22 protein-coding genes and 1 pseudogene are annotated in these 24,990 nt (G+C 57.6%); 11 read left to right on the top strand and 12 right to left on the bottom strand.

The window, feature by feature from the left end:
* Position 1: 1 nt before the first annotated feature.
* The 5 genes from IEY52_RS21260 (at position 2) to IEY52_RS21240 (ending at position 6,848) form a co-directional block, all read left to right on the top strand.
* Positions 2-745: a MinD/ParA family ATP-binding protein gene (locus IEY52_RS21260; RefSeq protein WP_189006650.1), complete on the top strand. Its 744-nt coding sequence runs from the start codon at positions 2-4 to the stop codon at positions 743-745.
* Positions 742-2,070: a hypothetical protein gene (locus IEY52_RS21255; RefSeq protein ID WP_189006647.1), complete on the top strand. Its 1,329-nt coding sequence runs from the start codon at positions 742-744 to the stop codon at positions 2,068-2,070. Before IEY52_RS21260 ends, IEY52_RS21255 begins: the two co-directional genes overlap by 4 nt.
* Positions 2,071-2,097: 27 nt before the next feature.
* A complete protein-coding gene (locus IEY52_RS21250; protein WP_189006643.1) occupies positions 2,098-3,270 on the top strand; it encodes an ECF transporter S component in 1,173 nt (390 codons plus the stop codon).
* A gap of 3 nt (positions 3,271-3,273) precedes the next feature.
* Positions 3,274-4,377, top strand: a complete 1,104-nt coding sequence (alr, locus tag IEY52_RS21245; protein WP_189006640.1) for an alanine racemase — start codon at positions 3,274-3,276, stop codon at positions 4,375-4,377.
* Positions 4,378-4,502: 125 nt separating this feature from the next.
* Entirely contained in the window at positions 4,503-6,848 is a 2,346-nt protein-coding gene (locus tag IEY52_RS21240; protein ID WP_189006638.1) for an ATP-dependent helicase, read from the top strand.
* Positions 6,849-7,119: 271 nt separating this feature from the next.
* Here the strand turns inward: IEY52_RS21240 and IEY52_RS21235 are convergent, their stop codons facing one another.
* The 3 genes from IEY52_RS21235 to IEY52_RS21225 form a co-directional block, all read right to left on the bottom strand.
* A complete protein-coding gene (locus IEY52_RS21235) occupies positions 7,120-9,741 on the bottom strand; it encodes a PAS domain-containing hybrid sensor histidine kinase/response regulator (RefSeq protein WP_189006636.1) in 2,622 nt (873 codons plus the stop codon).
* The gene (locus IEY52_RS21230; protein WP_189006634.1) at positions 9,738-10,685 is read right to left on the bottom strand and encodes a diguanylate cyclase; all 948 of its coding nucleotides are present in this window, start codon (positions 10,683-10,685) and stop codon (positions 9,738-9,740) included. Before IEY52_RS21230 ends, IEY52_RS21235 begins: the two co-directional genes overlap by 4 nt.
* Positions 10,686-11,139: 454 nt before the next feature.
* Positions 11,140-11,721 carry an FMN-binding negative transcriptional regulator gene (locus IEY52_RS21225; protein ID WP_189006623.1) on the bottom strand — a complete coding sequence of 194 codons (582 nt, stop codon included), beginning with the start codon at positions 11,719-11,721 and terminating at the stop codon, positions 11,140-11,142.
* Between the two features lie 345 nt (positions 11,722-12,066).
* Between IEY52_RS21225 and IEY52_RS21220 the strand changes: the two genes are divergently transcribed.
* The 4 genes from IEY52_RS21220 (at position 12,067) to IEY52_RS21205 (ending at position 13,427) form a co-directional block, all read left to right on the top strand.
* Positions 12,067-12,255: a hypothetical protein gene (locus IEY52_RS21220; RefSeq protein WP_189006621.1), complete on the top strand. Its 189-nt coding sequence runs from the start codon at positions 12,067-12,069 to the stop codon at positions 12,253-12,255.
* Between the two features lie 13 nt (positions 12,256-12,268).
* Entirely contained in the window at positions 12,269-12,415 is a 147-nt protein-coding gene (locus IEY52_RS21215; protein WP_189006618.1) for a hypothetical protein, read from the top strand.
* 153 nt (positions 12,416-12,568) lie between these two features.
* Positions 12,569-12,937 carry an ArsR/SmtB family transcription factor gene (locus tag IEY52_RS21210; protein ID WP_189006615.1) on the top strand — a complete coding sequence of 123 codons (369 nt, stop codon included), beginning with the start codon at positions 12,569-12,571 and terminating at the stop codon, positions 12,935-12,937.
* On the top strand, positions 12,906-13,427 hold the full coding sequence (locus IEY52_RS21205; protein WP_189006612.1) for an SRPBCC family protein: 522 nt from the start codon (positions 12,906-12,908) through the stop codon (positions 13,425-13,427). The genes IEY52_RS21210 and IEY52_RS21205 overlap by 32 nt, the downstream gene beginning before the upstream one ends.
* 142 nt (positions 13,428-13,569) lie before the next feature.
* Here IEY52_RS21205 and IEY52_RS21200 read toward each other — a convergent pair whose 3' ends face one another.
* The 6 genes from IEY52_RS21200 to IEY52_RS21175 are packed head-to-tail and all read right to left on the bottom strand — an operon-like array spanning position 13,570 to position 19,905.
* The gene (locus IEY52_RS21200) at positions 13,570-14,181 is read right to left on the bottom strand and encodes a hypothetical protein (RefSeq protein ID WP_189006609.1); all 612 of its coding nucleotides are present in this window, start codon (positions 14,179-14,181) and stop codon (positions 13,570-13,572) included.
* Between the two features lie 28 nt (positions 14,182-14,209).
* Positions 14,210-15,505: an ABC transporter permease gene (locus tag IEY52_RS21195; RefSeq protein ID WP_189006607.1), complete on the bottom strand. Its 1,296-nt coding sequence runs from the start codon at positions 15,503-15,505 to the stop codon at positions 14,210-14,212.
* Positions 15,502-16,197 carry an ABC transporter ATP-binding protein gene (locus IEY52_RS21190; RefSeq protein ID WP_308425023.1) on the bottom strand — a complete coding sequence of 232 codons (696 nt, stop codon included), beginning with the start codon at positions 16,195-16,197 and terminating at the stop codon, positions 15,502-15,504. The genes IEY52_RS21195 and IEY52_RS21190 overlap by 4 nt, the downstream gene beginning before the upstream one ends.
* Complete coding sequence (locus IEY52_RS21185; protein WP_189006605.1) at positions 16,194-17,555, bottom strand: efflux RND transporter periplasmic adaptor subunit; 1,362 nt, start codon at positions 17,553-17,555, stop codon at positions 16,194-16,196. The genes IEY52_RS21190 and IEY52_RS21185 overlap by 4 nt, the downstream gene beginning before the upstream one ends.
* Positions 17,552-18,595, bottom strand: a complete 1,044-nt coding sequence (locus IEY52_RS21180) for a TolC family protein (RefSeq protein ID WP_189006603.1) — start codon at positions 18,593-18,595, stop codon at positions 17,552-17,554. Before IEY52_RS21180 ends, IEY52_RS21185 begins: the two co-directional genes overlap by 4 nt.
* A complete protein-coding gene (locus IEY52_RS21175) occupies positions 18,592-19,905 on the bottom strand; it encodes a TolC family protein (RefSeq protein WP_189006601.1) in 1,314 nt (437 codons plus the stop codon). Before IEY52_RS21175 ends, IEY52_RS21180 begins: the two co-directional genes overlap by 4 nt.
* Positions 19,906-20,090: 185 nt before the next feature.
* On the opposite strand from IEY52_RS21175, the gene IEY52_RS21170 reads away from it, so the two are divergent.
* A complete protein-coding gene (locus IEY52_RS21170; protein WP_189006599.1) occupies positions 20,091-20,522 on the top strand; it encodes a DUF6326 family protein in 432 nt (143 codons plus the stop codon).
* Here the strand turns inward: IEY52_RS21170 and IEY52_RS21165 are convergent.
* Together IEY52_RS21165 and IEY52_RS21160 are read right to left on the bottom strand one after the other, a co-directional pair.
* Positions 20,498-22,678 carry a substrate-binding and GGDEF domain-containing protein gene (locus tag IEY52_RS21165; RefSeq protein ID WP_189006597.1) on the bottom strand — a complete coding sequence of 727 codons (2,181 nt, stop codon included), beginning with the start codon at positions 22,676-22,678 and terminating at the stop codon, positions 20,498-20,500. The two genes, IEY52_RS21170 and IEY52_RS21165, sit on opposite strands and share 25 nt — an antisense overlap.
* A 385-nt stretch (positions 22,679-23,063) precedes the next feature.
* Positions 23,064-23,426, bottom strand: coding sequence for a hypothetical protein (locus IEY52_RS21160; protein ID WP_189006582.1), 363 nt, complete (start codon positions 23,424-23,426; stop codon positions 23,064-23,066).
* A 41-nt stretch (positions 23,427-23,467) separates the two neighbouring features.
* On the opposite strand from IEY52_RS21160, the gene IEY52_RS27125 reads away from it, so the two are divergent.
* Positions 23,468-24,484, top strand: coding sequence for an IS630 family transposase (locus IEY52_RS27125; protein ID WP_373289906.1), 1,017 nt, complete (start codon positions 23,468-23,470; stop codon positions 24,482-24,484).
* Between the two features lie 12 nt (positions 24,485-24,496).
* Here IEY52_RS27125 and IEY52_RS21150 read toward each other — a convergent pair.
* Positions 24,497-24,919, bottom strand: a pseudogene (locus IEY52_RS21150) (Tn3 family transposase); the annotation flags it as partial.
* Positions 24,920-24,990: the final 71 nt, after the last annotated feature.

The following is a 24,990-nucleotide window of genomic DNA, read 5'->3' as shown; positions in this document are numbered from 1 at the left end:
TTTGAGCAAGACCGATCCACCCCGCTGCCCTGTCATCACCTTCGCCGCCTTTCACCGCAACACGGGCCGCTCCACCCTGCTGGCTGCACTGGCCGTCAAGCTCTGCCAGCAGTCCAGGGTGCTGGTGGTGGATGCCGACATCAGTGCTCCACAGATGCTGACTTTGCTGGGTTTGCCAGAGTCACGGGTGGGGTTCACGCTCAACGATTACCTGGTGGGATTGTGTGACCTGCAGCAGGCGGTGTATGACCTGCCAGACCGGGTGGGGCCTGCAACATCAGGAGCCCTGTACTTGCTGCCCGCCAGCGATGACCTCTCGGTGGCGTCCCGTACCCTGCGTGAAGAGTACGACTCGGTGGTCCTGATGGACGATTTGCACCAGCTGATTCAGGTTTTGCAACTGGATTTTGTGCTGATTGACATGCCGGTGGGCATCAGTGGAACCACCCTCCCCCTGATGTCCCTGGCCGATGTGCTGCTGGTGGTGATGCGCATCGAGAAAAAAGACTTTGAAGGCATCGGGGTGATTGTGGATGTGGCGAGCCGTCTGGACATCCAGCATGTGCTGCTCACCGTGAACATGGTGCATACCGATTATCCTTTGCAGGACGTGAAGCACAAGTTCAAAGAGAGTTTTGGCCGTGAAACCTGGGCTTTGCCGCACATTGCTCCGTTCAGTGCCTCTGCAGAAGGGGAACAGGTCATTGAACAGCTGGGTGGCCGCCTGATGGAACTGAAACGATGAGCGCATCCATCAAACCCACCGTGCGCCGTTCAGAACTGCTGCGTTTCGGGGTGCTGGCCGTGCTGCTGCTGGTGAACATCTTTGTGGCCCAGTCCAGCGATGTGGTTGGCACCAGTGGCATTGTGTCCTATCTGGGTGCCCCCGAAATCCTGTGGGTCTGGGCCGTGGACAACGTGCTGATGTTCCTGCTTTCCATGGGGTACTCGGTGTATGCAGACCGCATCAAACGTGAACACCTCACCATTGGACTCTTCTGCCTCTCCAGCGTGGTGTACCTGGGCATGTATGGCCTGTTTGCTGCAGGGGTGGCAGACTGGATCACCTATCCCTTGCTCCTCATCATTGGAGACCAGCAGTACCTGATTTTTCCGATGATCATCTGGACGCTGGCCAACGACCTCTTTTCGCTGTCCGAGGCCAAGCGCATCTTCCCGATCCTTTCAGGGGTGGTGGTGGGCGGGAGTTTGCTGGGGAATTTGATTCCAGCCCTCACCCACAATGCCCTTTTAAGCAATGTGGATCTGCTGGCCGGAAATGCCGTGTTGATGCTGCTGGGAGGTCTCTTCCTGTCCCTCAGCCTGAAACGCCTGGGTTTGAAAACCAAGCAGGACACCCACACCGATCAGCCTGCAGAGATCCTCAAGGAAGGGCTGGATTTTGTGAAGGGGGTTCCGGTGTTCATGCACCTGGCGGTCTCGATGCTGCTGCTGGGTTTTGCCTTCAACACCCTGGAATTCCACGTGATCCATCAGGCCTCCAAAACCTACCAGAGCGAAGACCTGCAGGTCTTTTATGGTGTTTTCCGGGCGATCAGAACGGCGCTTCTGGTGCTCTTGCAGGTGCTGGTCACCACCCGCTTGCTCAACAAGGTGGGCTTCAAGAAGATGTTCAACGTGATGCCCATCAGCATGGCCTTCGGGGTGGTGCTGTGCCTGTTCTGGCCGGGATTGATCGGGGCCTCGGTGGGCAATGGACTGGTGCGCCTGATGCTGGAAGGCATCGACGAACCCACCCGCCGCACCTTCCTGGGGATGGTCCCGGACGAAAAACGCGGCAGGATCAGTGCTTTTCTGGAAGGTTACCTGTATTCAGCAGGTTCCATCGTCAGCTGCCTGCTGCTGGCCGGGGTGATGGTTTTTTCCCAGCTGGGACTGATCTCGGCCCAGACTGCAAGCATCCTGTACCTGCTGCTGGCTTTGCTTTGTGCAGGAGGGGCGCTGTGGGCCATCCTGAAATTCAATCAGACCTATGATAAGAGCATGCTCAACTGGCGGCTGAAACGCCGCAAGCGCACGGGAGGGGTTCTGGATGACCTCAAACTGTAAACCACCCATCCTGCAGAGAGGCACACCATGAACCATGAACCCAAGCGTCAGGCCCACTGGGGATTCACCCTCCATCAATTGCAGTACACCGTGCTGTGTGGGGTGCTGTATGTGCTGGTGACCTGGCTGACCAGCTTCATGAAACTGACCGACACCAGCGGCCTGGATTTGCGCCCCAGTGTGGTGATTCCCATGGTGTTCGGGTTTCTGTTCGGACCCTGGGTGGGGCTGGTGGGGGGCACCCTCGGCAACACCATCAGCGACTACATCATGTACGGCAACGGCATTTCCGACTGGCAATGGAGCCTGGGGGTGGGCCTGGTGGGTCTGGTGCCCGGCATTTATGCCCTCAAGCCCCGCAGCTACCGCACCATCAAGGACCAGGGGGCAGCCATGCTGGTGGCGATTGTGGGTCTGGTGGTGGGGATGGGCTTCGCTTCCTTTTATGCCATGTGGATCTGCCGGGAAGGCAGCACCTTATCGAGTTGTTTTGTGATTCCCACCACCTTCATGGACGCGCTGAACAACTCCTTCTTGCCTGCCATGCGGGTCAACCTGATCTGCACCCTCTTGCTGCTGCCCATTGTGCTGTTCAATGTGGACCGCCTGAGCCTGAAAGCCGAAGACTGGCACTCGGGATTGCTGCGCCGCCTCCTGATCACCCTCCTGGTCTCTGCGGCTTTGCCCACCCTGCTGATGGGGTTCTTCCTGATGCAGCGTTTTGCCCATGAAAAATCAGATGCCTCCATTTTCTACCAGATCGTGGGAACGCTGGTGGCCACCATCCTGTTCACGGCTGCCAATGCGGGCATCCTGGCCCAGAGTTTTTCCAGACCCCTGATTCGCCTGACCGAAGGGGCACGCCAGATGCGGCAGGGCAAAATGTCCAGAGAAACCGCAGAAACCTTCCGGGACCGCCCGGGCAACGATGAAATTGCCGAACTGGCCCAGACTTTCGGAACCATGGCTTTAGAAGTGATTGCCAGAGAGCAGAACCTGCGCAAACAGGTGGAGGACCTCAAAATCGAAATCGACGAGGCCAAACGCCAGAAGCAGGTCAGTGACATTGTGGACACCGATTTCTTCCGGGACCTCAAGAGCAAAGCATCGCAATTGCGTTCCCGTCAGAGCACACAGAGCACCCAGAACCAGCAAACCCAGAGCACCGAACCTCCCAAAACCGGCGAAACGGGAGACTGAACCTTGAGACCTTCCATTGTGGCCTGGATTGATCCAGAAGCTTTGCTGCACAACCTGCAGGTGATTCATGGGCATGCTGGACAGAAACCCGTGATGGCCGTGCTCAAGGCCAACGCTTACGGGCATGGCCTTTCGCTGGTGGCCCCATTGCTGGACCCCAGGCCGGAAATCTGGGGTTTTGCGGTGTCCACCGGACAGGAAGCCCAGCAGATCCGCCAGTCGGGAAGTCAGAAACCGATCCTGCTGCTTGCCCCTCCTGATCCCAGAGATCTGCCTGAATTGCACCGTGTGTGGGTGCGTTTCACGGTCAGCAGCCTGGAAGAGCTGCAGGATTTGCCTGCCGGGGCAGGGGTGCACCTGAAAATCAACACCGGACTGAACCGTCTGGGGGTGCGTCCTGAGAACCTTGCAGCCTTGCTCGCAGAGGTGCAGGCCAGAAACCTCAGGCTGGAAGGCTGCTATGCCCATTTTGCTTTTGCAGATCAGCCGGACCTCGTGCAGGCCAGACGGGAGCTGGAAGTGTTTCGCCGGGTCTGCACCCTGCTGCCTGAGGGCCTGATCCGGCACATGGGGGCTTCAGAGGGACTGCTGGCGCTGGGAGAGGACGCTGCTTTTGATGTGGTGCGCCCCGGTCTGGCCCTGCTGGGCAATGTGGGGGCCACGCACCTGCGGGGGGTGTTGCCCCTGAAACCCGTGATGACCGTGCAGGCCAGGGTGTGTTTTGTGCACACCGTTCAGCCTGGAGAAACCGTTTCTTATGGCGGCTTCTGGCGGGCCGAGCGCCCGACCCGTGTGGCGGTGCTGCAGGTGGGTTATGCAGATGGCTACCCCATCCGTGCTGCAGGCAAGGCCAGGGTCTTTGCAAAAGGGGAACACAGACCGACCCTGGGCCTTTTTGGGATGGACCAGATCCTCTTTGATGCCACCGACCTGAACGTGCAGGTGGGAGACTGGGTGGAGGTGCTGAACCCCACCACGCTCACTGCAGATGTGCTCAGCGACTGGGGCGAAACCATCAGTTCACAGCTTCTGTCCTGCCTGGGGGCCAGGGTGGAACGCAGGTTGCGGGAATTTGCTGTGGGCCAGCAGCACAACAGAGAAGACTGAGAAATAGAAAACAGAGGGGATGTCCCCAGGCTTCCTCACGTTTCTGTCGGGTCCATCTGTTATGCTATTTACATATGAATGACCCATCTTTTGTTTTAAATGAACCCGAAAGCCTGACCTGACCCATGAACCAGCCCACTGCAGAACAACGCCAGATCATCCAGCACAACACCGGACCTGCCCTGGTCTACGCCGTGGCAGGGGCAGGGAAAACCAGCAGTCTGGTGCAGCGCATCGCAAGACTGGTGCGGGAAGGCCGGTTCCGTGCCGAGCGCATCCTGGCCACCAGTTTCAGCAGGGAAAGCGTGAAGGACATCCAGCAGAAACTGTCTGGGTTTCCAGAAGCCGGGCGGGTTCAGGTGAAAACCCTGCATGCGGTGGGTCTGGCGGTGCTGAAAAAAGCGGTGGAACTGGGCATCCTGCAAAATTTCAAATCCGAAATGGACAGCGAAGGCACCCGTGGCCGCCTGCTGGCCCAGGTGCTCAGGGAAGCCCGTTTGCAAGGGATGCTGCTGGACCCTTTTGATGCAGAGGACTTCATGAATTATGTGGGCACCTGCAAGGCCAGCCTGCAATACGCAGATTTGCTGGTCTGGGACTTTCCAGAAGAAGCCCTGGATGTGGTCAAGCAGGCGGAAGCCCCCCAGCACCTGCCCCATTACCTGCCCCTCTACCAGGCTTTTGAGCGCCTGCGGGAACGGGAGAACTTCATCACCTTCGATGACATGATTTTGCTGGCCTGGGAACTGTCCATCAAGCACCCAGTGCTGTTGCAGGATGTCTCTGGACGCTATGACTGTGTGCTGATTGATGAATACCAGGATTTGAACCTGGCCCAGTCGGAATTTGTGCATCTGCTGGTGCAAAACCACCTGAACATCATGGCCCTGGGAGACGACGACCAGACCATCTACAGCTGGCGTGGCTCCAGCCCGGAATTCATCCGCACTTTCCAGCAGCGTTATGGGGCCAGAAAATACTTCATCACCCACAACTTCCGGTCAAGGTCTTCCCAGCTGGCCCTGGCCCGCTTTGTGATCGAGCAGAACCAGCAGCGGGAACCCAAACCCCTCAGGCTCACCCGGGGTTTTGGTGGCCTGACCGCAGTGCACCCTGTGGAGTCCCAGTTTGAAACCGCCCGGCACATTGCGGACCAGATTGAACAGAACCAGAAAGCAGGGTTTGGTCTGAAAGACCACGCCGTGCTGGTGCGCACCTACGCCCTGACCCCCTTTCTGGAAACCGAACTGATGCAGCGCCAGATCCCTTACCGCATTCTGGGGGGCAAATCTTTTTACCGCCGGGATGAGGTGGTGGTGCTGCTGAATTATTTGCGGGTGGCCCAGGCCCTGCACCAGTTGCAGACCGGAGCAAAATTGAATCCTGTGCAGATCCGGGATTTGCGGGACCAGTTTCTGTCGGTGGTGGGTGCGCCCCGCAGGTTCATCACCCGGCAGTATGTGCATTCGCTGTTCATCCGGGTGCTGCAGCACGAAGAAGATTTGCTGCCCCAGGTGCAGGCAGACAGCGAAAACCCCAACCACCAGCGCTTCCAGGCAGGTTTGCAGGCCCTGCATTTTGTGCTGGACAGCCTGACCCGCATGGTGGCCTACGACACCCCGGCCCACACGGTGCTGGACAACCTGCTGTACTGGACCAATTTCGAGCAGCACCTGCAGAACACCACAGCAGACCCGGATCTGGCAGAGGCCCGCATGCTGGGGGTCAGGAACCTGATCCGTTACGCAGAAAGCCGGGGCAACACCGAGGACTTCCTGCAACACCTGGATTTCCTGGCCTTCCGGGAGGGCACCCTGGAGCAGATCAGCGATGACCGGGTGTTGATCACCACCCCTTACCGGGCCAAAGGGCTGGAATGGCCGGTGGTGTTCATTCCGGGCCTCAATGAAGGCACACTTCCCACCCTGCGCAGCCTGGAAGACCCTGCCCTGCTGGAAGAGGAAAGGCGGGTGCTGTACGTGGCGATCACCCGTGCCAGAGAGCACCTGCACCTGTACCATCTGGCCCGCGAGGATGCGGCCCCCATCAGCAGGTTTCTGGTGCCTTTGCAGGATCCGTCTGCAGACAAAGACCCCTCTGATGTCCCTGAACCCCATTTCCAGCAGGTGTTGCAGGAGGTGCAGCAGATCGAGGAGGCCCTGTCCTGTCCAGAAGAAGAACCCCTCACCCCGGCCCAGGTGCATGTGCTGGTTCGGGGCGTGGCACAACACCATTTTGGGGTTTATCTGGAGCACCACGCTTACCACCACTTCGATCTGGACCAGTTGATGGTGCTCAGCAGCAAGGTGCTGGGGGCCGTGCAGCAGCTCAAAGACATTGGGGGGTACAGTCCTGAGGAACTGCAGGTCTGGCAGGCTTACGGTCAGGCCCCTGCCCCGGTGAAATTCACCCGCCAGGATCTGGATGCTTTTGCAGGGGTGCTCAAGCGTTCCTGTGAGCGCAGCGCCTGAGGTTGCCCCTCCCTTGATGACCTGCTGGCATTGAACCCGGCCGCAGGGGTGGCAACACAAAAAAATGGCCTGTCACATTGCCAGCAGCCCACCGAAAAACATGGCTTCACGGCAGAAGTGCTGGGTGAGGGGAAAAAGGGCTGAATGAAACCCGTTACAGCAGCGAACTGGGCTACGACTTTCAGAAATAGACTTCAGAAATGCTGCACCCCCTCATCGGTGTTCTGTGAGGGGGTGTTTTTCATTCAGCTGAAACAGGTTCTGACGGGTTTCAGCTTCTGCCCATCCCTGAGAGCACCACATCGAAATCGAAGTTCTCAACAGCGTTCTGAATGGCTTTTGACAGCTGTGAATCGGTCTCAGAGAGGGTGTCCAGCAAATCCAGCACAGCCTGATCGTCTCCCATGCGCAGGGCCTGCTCCAGGCGGGTCAGCACCGCTTCGGGAATGCGCGTGAAGCGTTCTGGAATGAGAATCTCCTCGGGTTGCAGGTCCTGGTTTTGCGGTTCAGTGGGCGCATCGGCATACCTGAAACGCACCCCCAGGCGGTCGCTGAGGGTCTGGAAGATGGTTTCCTCCCGGAAAGGCTTGAACACCATGTCATCGCAGCCGGACTGCAGAATGGCTGTGCGCTCCTGCTCGAACACACTGGCCGTGAAAGCGATGATCTTGCAGCGCTCTGCCCCCTGCGTCTGCTCCAGTTCCCGGATGCTGCGGGTGGCCTGGTAGCCGTCCATCACGGGCATGCGGATGTCCATCCAGATCAGGTGGGGGTGCCAGTCCTGCCACACTTCAATGGCTTCCTGTCCGTTGCTGGCTTCTCTGGTTTCAAAGCCCACCGATTGCAGCAACTCGCACATCAGGGTGCGGTTTTCCCACATGTCGTCCACGACCAGCAGGCGCACAGGGGGATGCCCATGTTCCAGTCCCAGCACGTGGCGTTCGTCTTTCGGGCGCACGGCTTCCTGTTCTGCCAGGGGCAGTTTCACATCCATCTCGAAGGTGGTTCCGACCCCATGGCTGCTGCGCACCCGGATGTCTCCGCCCATCAGGCGCACAAAGGTTCTGCTGATCGCAAGGCCAAGCCCTGTGCCCTCGCGGTTTTTGCGTCCACTCTCGGTTTGCACAAAAGGCTCAAAAAGGGTGATGAGTTCTTCCTCTTTGATGCCCTCTCCGGTGTCCTCCACCTCGAAGTGGGCGGTGCTGCCCTCCCACCAGGCCCGCAACACCACGCCCCCATTGGAGGTGAATTTCACGGCGTTGCTGAGCAAATTGATCAGCACCTGACGCAGCTTCCCCTCATCACCACGCACAAAGCGGGGCAGGGAAGCATCAATTTCAAAGAACAGTTCGATCTTGCGGGCCTCGGAGCGCACCCGGATCATGCTTTCCACGGTTTGCAGCAGCAAATGCAGGTCAAAGGGATCTGCGGCCAGATTGACCTTGCCCGCCTCGATCTTGGAAATGGACAGCACATCGTTGATCAGTTCCAGCAGGTGCTCCCCGGAACGCTGGATGATGTCCAGTTGACGGCGGTCCTCCTCGTCCCGTCCGGGTTTGCGTTGCATCACCTGGGCAAAACCCAGCACGGCATTCAGGGGGGTTCTCAGTTCGTGGCTCATGTTGGCCAGAAAGACACTCTTGGCTTTGTTGGCCTCCAGGGCTTTCTTCTCGGATTCGATGGCAGCCTGGGCCTGACCCACCTGCACCACGGCAAGGGCCAGTTCTGCTTCCAGGCTTTTGCGGTCGGTGATGTCGGTCTGGATGGTGATGAAGCCCTGCACCTCTCCTGCTGCATTTTTCAGGGGGGTCACCGAAATCCAGGCCCAATAATTGCTGCCATTTTTGCGCTGCTGGAAAATTTCCCCCTCAAAGGTGCCCCCGGCCTGAATGGTGTTCCCGATTTCCTGCAACAGGCTTTCGTTGGTGCCCGTGGGGGTGAGGATGTCTCCTGGGCGCTGGCCCAGCACCTCTTCCAGGGTGTATCCGGTCAGGCTGGTGAAACCCTCATTGGCCCATTCGATGCAGTCATGAAAATCCGTCACCAGCACGGCATTCCGGGAGCGCCGGACCGCTTCGGCCAGACGGGTCATCTGGGCCTCGTTCAGCCGTTTCATTTCGGCCTCGTAGTATTTGCGCTCGGTGACATCGTTGCTGATGGTGATGAAGCCCTGAAATTCCCCCTTGTTGCCAAAAAGCGGAGTGGCCGAAATTTCCGCCCAGTATCCGGTGCCGTCTTTGCGGTAGTTGAAGATCTCGCCCCGGAAAGGCTCATGGTCCACAGCGCTGGAGTCGAAAGCCACGGCTGCGTCCAGATCGGTGTTGGGACCCCGCAGCACCTCTGCTGGACGCTTGCCACGCACCTCTTCCAGGGTGAAACCGTTGGATTCCGTGAAGTGGTCGTTCACCCAGATCAGTCGGTCTTCGTGGTCGGTGAGCAGCACCGAAACCTCCACCTTGTGGATGGCCTGCACGTAACGGGACAGCTCCCGTTCCATGGTCTTGCGTTCGGTGATGTCGGTCTGGGTGCACAGAAAACCGTCAAAATCGCCTTTTTCGTCATAGAGGGCAGAGACGCTGATCAGGGCCCAGTACCCACTGCCGTCTTTCTTGTAGTTGTAGACTTCGCCTTCAAAGGTCTGCCCTCTGGCAATGCTGTCCTGGATGTCCAGCGTCACAATGCTTTCCGAATTCTCGCCCTGCAGCAGGTCTGGGGGGCTCTTGCCCTCCACCTCTTCCAGGGTGTAGCCGGTCAGCAGGGTGAATCCGGTGTTGACCCAGATCAGTTCGTCTTTGCGGTTGGTGATCATCACGGCGTTCTGGCTTTGCTGGATGGCCAGCAGCAGCAACCTGGGATCCACCTGGCTGGGAAGCTCCTTGCGCGGGTCAATCATGAGATTCCTCCTGCATGCACCCGGTTGCGCCCCGCAGCTTTGGCCTCGTAGAGCAGCGCATCCACCCGCGAACTGAGCGAGGTGAGGGTGTCTGTGGGCTCAAACGCCGTCACGCCAAAACTGGCGGTCACGGCCCCCACCGAGCCGGCTGGAGTCAGGGCCAGGCTTTCCCGCATTTTTTCGGCCATTTTCTCTCCGGCTTTCAGGTCGGTGTGCCTGAGCAGCACCATGAATTCCTCGCCGCCCCAGCGTGCCGTGATGTCGGTGGTCCGCACCCTGGAACGCAGCAGTTTCGCCACATGTCTGAGCACTTCATCTCCCTGGTCGTGCCCGTGGGTGTCGTTGACCTTCTTGAAGTGGTCCACATCCAGCATCACCAGCGCGAAAGGGGTGCCGTGCCGCTGGGAGAACTTGATCTCCTCCTCCGCCGCCTCGATGAATTTGCGGCGGTTGAACAGCCCGGTCAAAACATCGGTGGTGGCGTGGCGGGTCAGTTCAGCGTTTGCCCGTTCCAGTTCACGGTTTTTTTCCTCCAGAATGGCATTCAATGCAGCCAGTTCACGTTGCAACCGGAAGATTTTCAACTGGCAATCCACCCGGGCCAGCACCTCTTCGGCCTGAAAGGGCTTGGTCACGAAATCCACCCCACCCACCTCAAAGCCCCTGACCTTGTCCAGCACGTCATTGAGGGCACTGATGAAGATCACGGGAATCAGGGGGCCATGCTCGGTGGCTTTCAGGCGGCGGCAGGTTTCATACCCGTCCATCTCGGGCATCATGATGTCCAGCATGATCAGGTCCGGGCGTGCAAAACCCGCCTGGTCCAGGGCCAGCTGCCCGCTTTTGGCGGCACGCACCCGGTACCCCGCCTCGCGCAAAATGCCCGCCAGCAAAGTCAGGTTGTGCGGGTTGTCGTCAACAATCAGGATGTCGCCCTTGCTCATTTGGTGCCCCTTCCTCTGCAAGCCAGAGAACTGAATCTGGAAAGTGTTCTCCCAGATTTTACGGGTTTGGGCTGCTGGAGGTACACAGGCCACGGTGTTTGGGATCAATTCAGGGCTTCTGGCAAGCGAAGCTGTCCATCAGCAGTGATAGACAGGCAAACAGTCTGGGATTTTTGTGTTCTGGGCCGTCAGAACATCAGGGCAATGCCGTAAGGGATGATGTGCGGCTTTCCCGTGTCCGGGTCTTCCAGGAAGCAGGCTGTGGATCTCTGGGTTAAGAGGACAGCAGATGGCGGCTGGCCCTCCCACAAAGCAAACCCCTGTGGTTTCACGATCTGCAGAGGCCTGCTGCACAGCAGCAATAAATGAGGACAACAGCTTTTTCGGTCTGTTGCCCTCTCCATGGACGCTGAAGATCAGCGTTTTGCACATCTGTGCTCCTGGATGCTGGACTTCAGGGGCTCCACTTTTTGACAAGGTCCGCCACTTTACCGTCTTTTCTCTGCAAACCTTCCACGACCCTTTCACGCTCCAGGGGGGTGCGGTTCTGGCTGAGCTTGTATTTCCCTTCCAGTCGGGTGATGTGGATGTCAAACACCAGAATGGCCCGCGCCATTTTTTGCAGGGCCTCCTCGCTGAGGTCCAGTTCCCAGGGGGTGGGCTGGTGTTGCTCGTGGTGGGTGACCAGCTGACGCAGGTGCCCGGACACGCGCTGCGGATCGGTCACCGGGTGGAAAGTGCCATAAGCATGCACGGCGGTGTAATTCCAGGTGGGAACCTCTCCGGTCTGCTGGTACCATCCTGCAGAAACGTAAGCATGGGGCCCCTGGAACATCACCAGCACCTCCTGTCCATCGAGTTTGCTGTGCTGGTTTGCTCTGGCCACATGGCCGGAGATGCGGCCTTCTTCGATCAGCAGGGGCAGGTGGGTGGCCATGAAAGGCTGCTGGCTGACCAGTGTGGAGAAGCTGTGGGCCTGCATGAAACGGTGAAGTTCTGTCGGGTCGTCCTGTTTGAAGTAAGGGGGGCGGTACATGGGACCAGTATGGCCTCAAAGTGGTTGCTCCAACAGGTCCATTTTCTGAAAAAATCGAGGGTCCAATGATGGGTCAGCTGCCCTGGAGAGATGAAGTCCAGACCCGACCCCTGATTCAGGTGACAGCTGGCAACCCTTGCGTGGTGAAGAGGTCACAACGGACCTGCGCTGGTTTCAGCACGACTTCAGTTCAACTTGCGTGCCTGACGGCATTCAGACAGGCTGTCAGGTTACGATCAGCTTTCTTCACTTTGACCTCAGTGCGTCTCAGACGCATTTCAGCACGCTCTTTTAGCATCAGATCAGGAAGGGCATGGGGAAAGCTTCCCCGGGAGGTGATGCTGAATGCTGTTTTTGATTTCACTCTTGATTGGCCTGATTTTTGGACTTCTGATTGGCGGAGCGGTTCTGCTGCTTGCTCATGGCATCACTGGCACCCGAATCCTGCAAAAAGCACCAGGGCCCATGAAAGTGCCCATCAAGGCACCCGGCAAAGCTCCTGCACAACCTGCAATGAAACACTGGATTGGATGAAACACTGGATTGGATGAAACACTGGATTTTTGTTTTTGAGGGGGAGGACCGCAAAGCTCTGGCTGGCGGTCTTTTTCAAGCTTTTTCAAGCTTTTTCAAGTTGATGATTTTCTGTGGTGCAAAGCGAAAAAAGCCAGCCCTGAAGAAAGCAGGGCTTTGAAGCCAGAGGTATGGTTCCCTGTGCAGCCACACTGCCCTTGACGCTGGCTTTGCGTGAAGACCGGGATGCTGGGCGTTTCGTTCTGCTCTTGACATCATCTTCAAAACACCGTATATTTTACATATAAGTTAATTAACAGGAGTGTTAAATAACATGACGGAGCAGGATCCCCTCAGCACCACCCTGGCCGCCCTCTCTGACCCGGTGCGTCGGGCCATCCTGATGCGTCTGGCCGAAGGGGAAGCCACTGTGAACGAGCTCGCAGAACCCTTCGACATCTCGCTTCCTGCCATTTCCAGACACCTGAAAGTGCTGGAACATGCAGGCCTGATTTCCAGAAGCAGAGAAGCCCAGTGGCGGCCCTGCAAACTGGAAACCGAAAAACTGAAAGAAGTCTCGGACTGGATTTCCCAGTACAAAAAATTCTGGGAAGAAAATTTTGACCGTCTGGATGATTACCTCAGGCATTTGAAGCAAAAGGAGCAAAACCATGCAGCAAACCCCACAGAACCTGACCAGTGAATCCAGCCAGCATCCTTTCTTTCTGCAACGCACCTTTGATGCCCCCAGAACCCTGCTGTTTGAGGTGTTCACCCAGCCCGAGCACCTGGCCCAGTGGTGGGGGCCTGCCGGAATGAACCTTCAGGTGGAACGCCTGGATTTGCAGGAACAGGGCCTGTTCCTCTACAGCATGGAAAGGGATGGCCAGAAAAGCTACGGACGCTTCCAGTACCAGGACATTCAGGCTCCAGAAAGACTGGTTTACACCAGTGCCTTCTGTGATGAAAACGGCCATGCCATCCGTGCCCCTTTCAATCCCAACTGGCCGCTCGAACTCCTCAACATCCTGACTTTTGAAGAACAGGACGGCAAAACCATCCTGACCCTGCAGGGCGGCCCCATCCACGCCACCCCCGAAGAAACCCAGCTGTACATTGGCTTCATGCAGAACCTCAGGCAGGGCATGGGCGGGACCCTGGACCAGCTTGAAGCGTATTTGCAGCGGCTCTGATGGGGTGAATTTGGCACATAAGCCTCCGGTTACCAGACCATGCAAAGGGTGGCAGACCCTTTGCTGACCCTGTGAACTGACCTGTGAGCATCCAGAGAAAAGAAGGCAGGGAATCCCTGCCTTCTTTTCTTTTTGTGTGGCTTTATTTGATGCCCTGCAGCAAAGTCAGCACCGTTTTCAGTTCGGTCTTGAACGGATCCACCGTGAAAGCGTTGGCGGCTTTCGTGATTGCGCTCATGTTGCCTCTGGGTCCACCCTGAAGGGGTGTTCCATTGGGACCACCCTGAGGAGGGGTGCCCTGCTGGCCACTGGGAGGGGTGTCATTCTGTCCATTGGGACGGTTCTGCACGTTCTGCCCATTGGAACCTGCCTGTCCGTTCTGCCCGCCAGGTCCGAAACCCTGGCTGTCCAGCCAGGTGAGCTGCTTGTCACTCAGGATGGTGTCCTCAATTTTCACCAGGATGCTGTCTGCCTGGGTTGCAGTCAGGGACTTGCGGGTTTGCAGGTCTTTCAGGATGGGGATGAGTTTGGCAGCCTGCGCTTTGCTGATCGCCAGTCCTTTCTGCTTGTGCAGGTTGCCCAGTTGCCGGATTTCACGGGAAAGGTCCAGAATGGGGCGGATCTTGTCCATCTCTGCACGCATCTGGCTGTTCTGGCCCTGGGTCTGGTTTCCGGTCTGGGCTTGCTGGGCGAGGGCGGGGGAGAGGCTGAGGACCAGCAGCGTAACGGCTCTGAGGGTGTTTTTGCTTTTCATGGTGTTTCCTTTCTCACTCGCAACCGCTTTATTCATAACGCAGCGAGTCTACGGGGTCGAGTTTTGCAGCGCGGGTGGCAGGGTAATAACCGAAGAACACCCCCACCACCACCGAAAAAGTGAAGGCCAGCAGCATGCTGGACACCGAAGTGACCGGGGTGATGCCCAGCAGTTTCCCGACCACGCTTGCCAGGGTGAGTCCCAGTCCGATGCCCAGCAGCCCTCCTCCAACGGAGAGGACCACGGACTCGGTGAGAAACTGGGTGAGGATGTCTCTGGGTTTGGCCCCCAGGGCTTTCCTGATGCCGATTTCACGGGTGCGTTCGGTGACCGAGACCAGCATGATGTTCATGATGCCGATGCCGCCCACCAGCAAGCTGATTCCTGCGACCCCGCCCAGAAACAGCGTCAACGTCTGGGACACCTGATTCACACTTGCCAGGGCATCTGCCTGATTCTGCACCTGAAAGTCGTAGGTGCTGGAATCGGTCTGCTCATGGGTGCGGGCCAGAATGCTGGTGATTTCGGTTTGCAGGTCGGTCAGGCTGTCCTTGTCTTTGCCCTGGATGTAGATGTTGGACACCTTGGGGTTGGAGGTGCTGGACCTCGACAACCTTCTCAGGTAGGTGCTCAGCGGAATGATCACCGAGGAGTTCACATTGTTGAAGCCCGCGTTTCCCTTGTCCGGCAGCACACCCACCACCGTGAAAGAAATCCCGCCCAGTTTGATCTTCTGGCCCAGCGGGTCTGCCGTATCAAAGAGGTCCTGGGCCACCTGATACCCCAGCACCACCACGCGCTTTTTGCCTTCCTGGTCTGCGTTTGTGATGAAGGCGCCTTTTTCCACAGCGGAGTTGCGCACCGCTGCGTAATCGGCGGTGGTGCCCATCACCGAGACGTTCTGGTTGTTCTTGCCGGACTTGACCTGATAACGCCCGGAACTGGTGGGGGCAATGCCTGCCACCTGATCCGAGAGTTCGCTCTGGATGGCCTCCAGGTCTTTCATGGTGATGGTCTGGTTGTCTCCTCCGCGCACCAGCCCTCCTGCAGCAGGTCCGCCCCTGCCGCCCATGTTGGTCTGCACGGTGAGCAGGTTGGTTCCGAGGCTCTCTAAAGATTTGGTGATGTTGCTGGTGGATCCCTGCCCAATCTCCACCAGGGCGACCACGGCAGCCACACCAATCACCATGCCCAGCACGGTCAGGGCAGACCTGAGGGGGTTCCCGATGATGGCTTTCCAGGCAATCCGAAAAATCACCCCCGGCCCGATGCTTCGTCTGGCGGGTTTCTCCTTTGTGGGACTCTTTTGCAGGGTGGTGCTCATGCGGTCACCCCCTCGATGTTGCCGTCCCGGATGCGGATGATGCGTCGGGTTCGGGCAGCGACTTCCATTTCATGGGTCACGATGATCACCGTCACCCCTTCCTGATTCAGCGACTCGAACAGGTTCATCACCTCTTCCCCCGTTCGGGTGTCCAGCGCTCCGGTCGGTTCATCGGCCAGCAGCAAACTCGGGTTGGTGGTTAACGCCCTGGCAATCGCCACCCTCTGCTTCTGGCCTCCGGAAAGCTGAGAAGGGAGGTTTCTCCATTTGTCGGCCAGTCCGACTTTTTCCAGCAGGCCCATGGCAACCTCTCTGCGTTCCCGTGTTCCATATCCTGCATAAGTCAGGGGGACCTCGACGTTTTCCAGCACGTTCATTCTGGAGAGCAAGAAGAAAGACTGAAAGACAAAACCGATGTGCTGGTTCCTGAAGTCGCTTCGCTGGTTCTCGCTCAATTGGGTGACATCCTGACCGTTCAGGAAGTACTGACCACTGGAGGGACGGTCTAAGAGGCCGATGATCTGCATGAGGGTGGTTTTTCCGCTGCCAGAGGGTCCAATGAGGGAAACCATTTCGGCTTTTTCTATGGTGACATCCACCCCTTTGAGCGCTTCAAAAGTGTCCTCCCCGATTTTGTAGACCTTGCTGGCCCCCTGAACCTGCACCACCGGATGAAGGGAAAGCAGGCTCATGGAGGGCCTCCGGGTCCTCCACCGAAGCCACCAATGCCCAGCCCACTCTGGTTCTGACGCTGGGTGTTGCCAGAATTGGCAGTGCTGCTGGAAGCTGTGCTGGTGGTGCCGGTGGTGGGCACGATCACCTTCTGACCCGGTTCCAGACCAGAGGTGATCACGGTGTTGGTGCCGTCCTCTGCTCCAGTGCGCACCCGCACCATTTCCTTGCTGCCGTCCTCTTTCTGCACCTCCACATAAGAGCGTTCCCGCACCTGCTGGATGGCTTTGCTGCTCACCACGGTCGCGACAGGCAAATCCAGAATCACGATGCTGGCCTCGGCACTCATGCCCGGTTTCAGCAGGCCCCCCTGGTTCTCAATCAGCACGTAGGCGTTGTAGACCGCAATGTTGCTGGAGATGGTGGCAGAGGGGTCCACCTGGGTGACGGTTCCCTCAAAAGTCTGGTCTGGTACAGCGTCCAGTGTGATTTCCACCTTCTGGCTGGTTTTGACCTTGCTGATCTCGGTTTCATCCACCTGCACCGGGATTTTGATTTTGCTGTCGTCCTGCAGGGTTAAAATGCCAGAGCTGTTTCCCACGGTGCTGCCCGTGCTGGAATCCAGGCTGCTGACCACCCCGGAGATGGGCGCGTAGATTCGGGTGAGGGCCAGATTGTCTTTTGCCGTCTTTACAGTGATTTCAGCTTGCTGCACGGCAAGTTGTGCAGCTTTGAGGTCCTGGGCTCCGGTGGTGTTTTTGGTGGAGATGCTTGCTCGGGCGCTCTCCAGGTTCAGTCTGGCTGTGGTCAGGTTGCTTTCTGCTTTGATCAGGCTGTTTTTAGAGTCCTGCAAGGCCTGGGCACTGATGCCGCCCGCGTTGTAGATCTTCTGGTTGGCATTCAGGGTGGTTAAAGCCGTGTTGTAATCGTTCTGGGCACCGGTGTAGCTGAGCCCGGCAGAATCCATGGCACTTTGCTGGCTGGAAAGGCTGCTTTGCAAGCTGGTCCGGGTGGAGGCCAGTTGCAACTCTGCTTTCTGCAGGGAAATCTGGGCATCGGTTAAACCCCGCTGGTAGGTGTCGGCAGAGATTTCTGCGACCAGCTCACCTTTTTTCACCCGGTCCCCCACCTGCTTCTTGAAGGTCAGGATTCCTGAGACTTCGGATTTCACAGCAAAGCTCTGCACTGCAGCAAGGGAGCCTGAACCATCCACGGTGATTTTGAACTGTTCGCTGCTGACTTCTGCGGTTTGCACGGTGGTGGCCGTCTGGGTGCTTTGCTGGGCCTTGCTGGTCCTGTACCAGTGATACCCACCTCCGCCCCCAAGAACCAGCAGCACGGTGCCTGCAGTCAGCAGTCCGCGCATCTTTCTGTTCATTCCACGCCCCCAATCACGTTCAGGGCATCGGTGCCGGAAGCCACAGCCAGACTGGCCACAGCTTTCAGGTAGCTGTCCTGGGCCTGCAACACAGATTGTTCACTGCTCAGCACGCTGGTTTCGGTTTGCTTGAGGCTGTACCGTGAGATCTGGCCGTTCTTGTACTTGACCTGATCCTGGGCCAGTGTGGCCTGACTGGTTTTCAAATCTTCACTGGCGGCTTTGCTTTTCTCCAGGGCGTTGTTCAGGCTCTGAAACGCATCTTTGATCGAGGTGGTGCTGCTGGTTTTCAGGGTGCTGAGGTTGCGCTGGGCATTTTCCAGGCTGGCTTTTGCACTGTCCAGGGTGTTTTTTGGGGTGTAATCGTTGTCCGAGAACTGCACGGTCATGGTGTTCAGGGCCACGGACTGCATGGCCTGCAGCAGGGTGGGCAAATTCTCAGTGCTGCCTTTCAGCAGCTCATCCAGCTTTTGCAGCTTCAGGTCAAATTTTGGCTGACTGACGATGTAACTGTCGGGCAGGCTGCCCGCAGTGTAGGCGTTCAGTTTCTCCTGCAGCACAGGAAAGCTGGCCTGGGCGTTTTTGAGGTCCTGCTGGCTGGAATTCAGGGTGTTCTGGGCTTTGCTCACGTCCAGCTGCGTGGCGTTTTTGGTGGCCAGTTTGGCCTTCGCCACATCCAGAGACATCTGATTCAGGTCCACCTGGGCCTTCAGGACATTGAGGTTCTCCTGGGCTTCCAGCACACCCAGGTAAGCAGAAAGCACGTTCTGTACGACCTGCAGTTTCACGAAACTCAGGCGCAGGTTTTCCAGTTGCACGCTCTGCTGCGCCTGGGTGAGGGGGGTGATCAGGGTGCTGGAATCGGCAGTCAGGGCCACCAGATTGGCTTTAGCGGTGTCCAGGGTGCTTTTCTGGCTGGCCAGATCGCTGCCCTTCTCCAGGGCCAGTTTCAGCACGTCGCTGTAATTCAGGGTGGGGGCGGCCTGGGCGAAACCGGCTCCCAGGGCAAGGGACACAACAACAACGGTGGCATTTTTCATGGGGTCACTCCTTCAAGGGTCTGGCCTGCGCTGATGAGCAATTCAAGCTGGGCGCTGGTCAGGCTGGATTGGCTGGTTTTGAGGTTGAGCCGGGCATTGTCCAGAGAAAGCTGGGCAGATTGTTCATCCAGGGCGGTGCTCAGGCCTGCTTTGACCCGTGCCTGCACCCCTTTCAGGTGTTCTTCCGCAAGGGAAAGGGCCATCTGGTTGTTCTGCACCTGTGCTGTGGTGTTTTCCAGCTGGGCGTAGCGCTGTTTGATCTCCAGGGTGGCGTTGTTGATGGCGGTGTCCAGCGCATTCTGGGCAGATTTGACGTTCAGGGCCAGGGTGCCCAGACTCGCCTCACTGGCCGGGTCCAGCAGCGGAATGCTGGCCGAAAGGGAGAACTTCACCCCTCCGCTGCTGTTTGACCCGAAGCTGTAACTGCTTTGCAGGCTTCCGACTCCGGTTTTCAGGTTGAGGCCAGCACCCACGCTCAGGTCGCTGTAACTGGCGGTGGTGTTCAGGGTGACATCGGGCAGTTTTTTGTTTTGCTGGGCCTGTTGCAGGTTTTGCTGGGCCTGGGTGACGGCCAGCGCGGCTTTTTGCAGGTCGTTGCGGTTTTGCAGGGCCAGGGTTTGCCATTGTTGCAGGCTGTGGGTCTGAACATTCAGGGTGGTGTCTGTGCTGTATTCCCCGTCTGGGAAAGCCATTCCGGTGCTGGTCAGCAGTTCTTCGCGGGCCAGATTGAGGTTGCTTTCTGCGGTGAGCACGGCGGCTCTGGCCTCCAAAGCTTTTTGCCGGGCCTGCAGCAGGGATTCTGCACTGGTGGTCCCCTGAGTACGCTGCTGCTCACTGACGGCCAGTTGTGCCTCCAGCAGAATCTGGTTCTTGCGGGCCACTTCGATTTTCAGCTGGTTCAGGGCCAGCGTGAAATACCCCTGGGTGGCTTTCATCAGCAGGGTGTTCTGCTGGGTTTGCACCTCCAGCAAAGTTTGTGTCAGGTTCTGTTCGCTGGTGCTGATGGTCTGAAAAGCGCTGGCCCAGGGCAGCACGGCTGCGGAGGCGCTGACGCCCACCGAGCCGCTCTGGTTCAGGCTGGAAAAATCACTGGTGTTCAGGCTGTAATTTCCTGAAGCGTTGACAGTCCACTGGGTGGCGGCCTGGGCTGCTTTCAGGTTCTGATGGGCTTTTTCTGCGGCAAGGTTCAGATTCTGCCACACTGCTGTGGTGGGCAGCTGCTTCAGGGCTTCACCCAGTGAGAAGGGTGCAGCGTGGGCCTGCATGAGTCCAAGGGTGAGCAGCAAGGGGATGGGTCGGGCAAAGCGCACAGGTTTACCTCCGAGATTGAGTGTGCTGGCATCCCGTTAAGCGCCTGTGTTCAGGGTGTTAAGAATGTGTGTAGACCATGGAGAGGGTGAACTTGCCCTTGTGTGTATCGTTTTGATGGTGTACTATTGCACTAAGACACCTGACTGTCTCAGCCCAGCATTGATCCCACCCAGGAGAAACCCATATGAAACCCATTGAACGGCAAACCGTGCTGTCCACCCTGTGGATTTTCGCCATTCTGAACTACCTTTATGCCGATGTGCTGGGCCTGATGGATGGCCCCCTGCTCAAACAGTACCTCTCTGGAACCATCAACGGCATCACCGTTACGCCGGGCTTTCTGTTTCTGTCAGGGGTTCTGATGGAAATTGCCATTGTGATGGTTCCGGTGTCCCGACTCGTTCCTGCAGGTCCCTGGAACCGCTGGCTCAACGTGGGTGCCGCCCTGATTCACACCCTTGCTGTGGCAGGTTCACTCTTTGTGGGACCCAAAGCCTATTATGTTTTCTTTGCCAGCATAGAGATCATGACCACGCTGGCCATTCTGGTGCTGGCCTGGAGCTGGAAAACGGCCCCCTCAATGCCGCACAATCAGCCTTCTGCTTTGAACACCTGATACCCATTGCGACCGCTGTGCTTGGCACGGTAAAGGGCCTGATCTGCACCTTCCACCCATTCATCCACACCCAGTGGGCTGTCCTGCAGGGTGTGGATGCCAATGCTGACGGTCACGTGGCTGGCCACCAGGGATTTTTCATGGGGCAACCCCAGCTGCTCAATGGCCTGCAGGATGCGTTTTGCTGCCCGCTCTGCACCATCCTGTCCGGTGCCAGGCAGCACCACCGCAAATTCTTCCCCGCCATACCGGGCCACAATGTCCCGGCTGTCCCGCACGGTGCTGCGCAGACCCTGAGCCACCTGCTTCAGGCACACATCCCCCTGGCGGTGCCCGTAGCAATCGTTGTACTGCTTGAAATGGTCCACATCCAGCATCAACAGGGAGACAGGCTGATGGGTGATCTGGTGCTCCATCAGAACGCGCTGCAACAGATCGTCCAGCACGGCCCGGTTGAACAGTCCGGTCAGGCCATCGAGCTGGGAAGAGACCTGCAGGGCGGCGTGGGCGGCCTTCAGTTGCTCTTCTGCCCCCAGCCTTTCTGAGATTTCCTGCCGGAGCTGCCTGGTGCGGGCCTCCACCTGCAGTTCCAGCTCCTGCACGCTGCGTTTCTGCTCTTCCACCCTCGCCACCAGATGCACGGCGTGGGCAATGCTCTGCAGGGGGGTTTCATCCTGCAAGGTGTCTTCATGGATGCGGCAGATGAAGAGCCCGTAGTGCTGGTCTCCCACCACCAGCGGGAACACCAGACGGTGCCCGTGGTCCAGTTCATGCTGCAAAAAGTCAGGAAGCAACTGTTTCACCGGGAAAAGCCCCTGGTCTTCCAGGTCCTGTTCCTGCATCAGAACCAGCCTGCCCAGCAAAGGAATCTCCGGGCCAGACCGCTCGTAAAGCACGATCCTGCCCCCCTGAATGCCCAGTTCTTCCAGGTAGGTGCGCACATTGAGCATCAGCTCAATCATGGAAGGCTGCGCCACCACATTGAGGTGTGCAGCATGGCGGGCCCCCAGGGTGTGCTGCAGGCTGGCACTGGACAGGGCAATGCTCAGGGCGTCCAGCAGCATCCGCTGGGCCTGCCCATACACCTGTTCCAGATGCGGCAGTGGGCAGGCACCGGACTGGACGCGCCGGTACACCCCTTCCAGCCAGTTCCTCCAGGCTTGCAGTTTCAACTGGTCCTGCAACTGGATGGGCAGCACCCCCTCCCAGATTTTCAGGAAGGCCCCCAGTTGCTCAGCATCCGCTGCTGCAGCCAGAAACAGGATTTCCAGCTGTTTGTACAGGGGATTTTCCTCCTGGGGCATCTGGGCCGGGGTGCCGCAGGACTGGCGCACCCGCAATTCCGTGGGCAAATCCAGTTCTGCTGGAACACTTTCCCCCTGAATCAGGGCATGCAGGAGTTCTGCGGCCTGCATGCCCTGCTCAAACCAGGGTTGCCGGACCGTGGTGAGGGGAGGCACCGCCAGCACCGCCGAGGGGGTGTCATCAAACCCCACCACCGCCACATCCCCCGGAACCCGCAGGTGGTGTTCCCGCAAAGCCAGCACGGCAGACAGGGCCATTTCATCGTTGGCGCACACCACACACTCAAAGTCCTGTCTGAGGTGCAGGAGTTTGCGCATCTCCAGCAGGGCCTTGACGGCAGAAAAATCCCCATCCACAAACAGGGCATTTGCCGGGTCAAGGTGGTGCCGTTCCAGGCTTTCCCGGAAGGCCTGTTCTCTTTCAATGGCCTCCTGGTTGGTGGGCCAGCCCCGCAGAAACACAAACCGCTGGTATCCCCGCGTCTCAATCAGGTGATCCATCATGTTGTGGATCCCCACCGGGTTGTTCACCGTGACGGTGGGTACATCTGCAATGCGGGTGGTGACACTGACGGTGGGCAGGGGTTTCCGGGCCAGAAAATCCTGCCAGTCCTGCTGTCCCAGGTGGCTGCTGAGGGCATGCAGCAGCAGCACCCGCCCCTGGTGCTGTTCCTGATCGATCAGGTCGTACAGCTGGTTGGCGTGCAGGTGCGGAGAAATCTCCCGACCCAGATACACCTGGGCAGAGGTGCCCATGGCACTGAACCGGGTCAGAATGCCCTTCAGCACAGAAATCTGATAGCTGTAGAGGTGGTCTGCCAGCACCGCCACCCGTTCATGAAGAAATGTCATCGTTGCCCCCACGTCCCTGCAGGATTCTGCTTCTGTTTTAGAACATGGGGCATTACAGTTTTCCCATTTTTCTGTTAAAAACCTGGGTGGACAGAAAACCGCTGTGCTGTGGGGGTTCTTTTGAGGAGGGTTTATTGATCCCAGCGAATTTGGTCCTCCCATTTCTCTTGTCGATGTGAACCTCAATGTGTTGGGTGCCAGCAACGTTGCAGATAACGCTAAACTGAATTCCTCGGGTAGCGTCGTGCTGACTGAAGCCACCTTGCCCACACCAGAGTTGAAGCCAAACCTGGTGGGAAGTGCAGGAAGCTCAGGTTGGTGCACCCGACAGTGAACTCAACCCTTACATTATTGGTAATGACAAAAATCTATGGAACAAGCAGGTCTACTGGGGAGGCATCCAGAGCTTTGTTCCCTCAGAAATCTGGCTGAGCAAGCCGTCCAAGAAGGCAAAAAACTCCTGATCGTCCCCAAAACACTCCTGATAGCCATCATTGAACCCGTATTCAAATTCAGCTTCTTTTTGCTGGTAAACCTCTACGTCCTCAAAGCCGATGCCCCAAAAGCGAACGGAGGGACTGACCTCCCGAAAGTCCACCCAGATCAACATGCCCTGAAAACGGATTTCCACTAGGGGATGCCCGTCAGCCTCTCCCTCAAACTCAAAGCCATCATCGAAATGACTTTTTTGCTGTAGGAGATGGGTCCAGAGCAAGTCAAACTTCTGAGTTTTGATCAACATGCTCACCTCGTATCAGCTTACTGTTTTCTGCGTCCTGAAAACTGAAAATGTCTGCCATGACCTGGCACCCTTCCCGTCTGACACGGTCTCAATTGGAAGAGAGGCGTCTGGCCTTCGCTGCATATCTCCAGCAGCACCCACAACCTTGCCAGATGGTCTGCCAACACTTCAAAATCAGCAAATCCACGTTCTACCTGTGGAGAAAGCAGCTCAACCACGCAGGTATTGAGGGTCTGAAATCCAGAAAAGCATCGGGACGGCCTCGTCGCCTGTCAAAAGAGCAAGAAACAGAGCTGGGAGGGTGCTTACAGGACAATCCCGTCAAACACGGTTTTTCAGATGCTACCTGGACGGGTCCCAGGGTCAGAGACTGGATTGGCCTGCGTTTTGGGGTGTGGTACCATCCGGACCATGTGAGCCGGGTGCTGCGGAGGCTGGGCTTCTCCCACCAGAAACCCGAAAAACGGGCTATCGAACGCAATCAGAGTCAGATTCAACAATGGATCGCAGAGACCATTCCAGAAATCAAAAAGGAAATCCAGTCTGGAACAACCCTGGTCTTTCTGGATGAAGCTGGTTTCAGCATGAAAACCACCACCCGCAAAACCTGGGCCACCCGTGGGAAAACGCCTTTGATTCCTGCTTGCACCAACTGGGAAAAACTCTCTGTGGTCGGTGGCCTGACCAGCAGTGGAAAGTTCTATCAACACACGGTGCAGGGTGCCTGCAAGGGTGAAAAGATTGCTCAGTTTCTTAGACACCTGCTGAAACAGGTTCCTGGAAAGCTGATTGTTGTGCTGGACAATGCTGGCATCCATAAAGGTAAAGCAGTACAGGAGGTCCTAAAATCTACCGACCCACTTTCCCTGCGGTTTTTGCCACCTTACGCACCGGAACTCAACCCGATTGAGTGGATTTGGGCATGGGTGAAAAGCAATCGGCTGGGCAACAAGCTGTCCAGATCTTTGCAGGAACTGAAAGACAGACTCCGTCTGGCCTGGCAGCAGGTCAGGCGGATGGACTTGCAGGCTTTTAACAGGTCAGGCACATGGTCTGACAAATAATGCATCTACCAATAGGGCCGCCAGCAAGCTGTTCCTGCGGCGGAAGGAAGACAATTTGCGCAGGATCACTGAGGCCGTCACATGCCCACTTTTGATGCTGGTCACCAGACGCAGGATGTCCTCCCAGTGTCGGGCGACCAATGCACGGTCATACCCACCTCCGACCACTGAGCCCAATGTGGGGTATTTCTTGCGGCGGTCCGGAACAAAGATCTTCAGGTGCTTCAGATCCCGGATCCTCGGGGTGAACCGGAAGCCCAGCAGGTTCAGCAGGGCAAACACCGCCTCGGTAAAACCATGGGTGTCGGTGGTGTGCTCGGTGATCCGCAAGTCACTCTGGTGGTACAGCAGACCATCCAGGATGTGCAAAGCGTCCCGTTCATTGCTGGCAATCACCTTGGTGTAAAACGGCGAATATTGATCCGGGTCGTTCGTTGAGATGATTGTGTGTTAGGCCAGGCTCCCAGGTGGGAGAATGGACCTGTCATGCCCCCTCGAGTCGGTAA

It is taken from the genome of Deinococcus roseus (genome assembly GCF_014646895.1).
Classification (GTDB): domain Bacteria; phylum Deinococcota; class Deinococci; order Deinococcales; family Deinococcaceae; genus Deinococcus_C; species Deinococcus_C roseus.
Note: the sequence above shows the minus strand (reverse complement) of the source record. Positions and strands in the feature narration are given on the sequence as shown.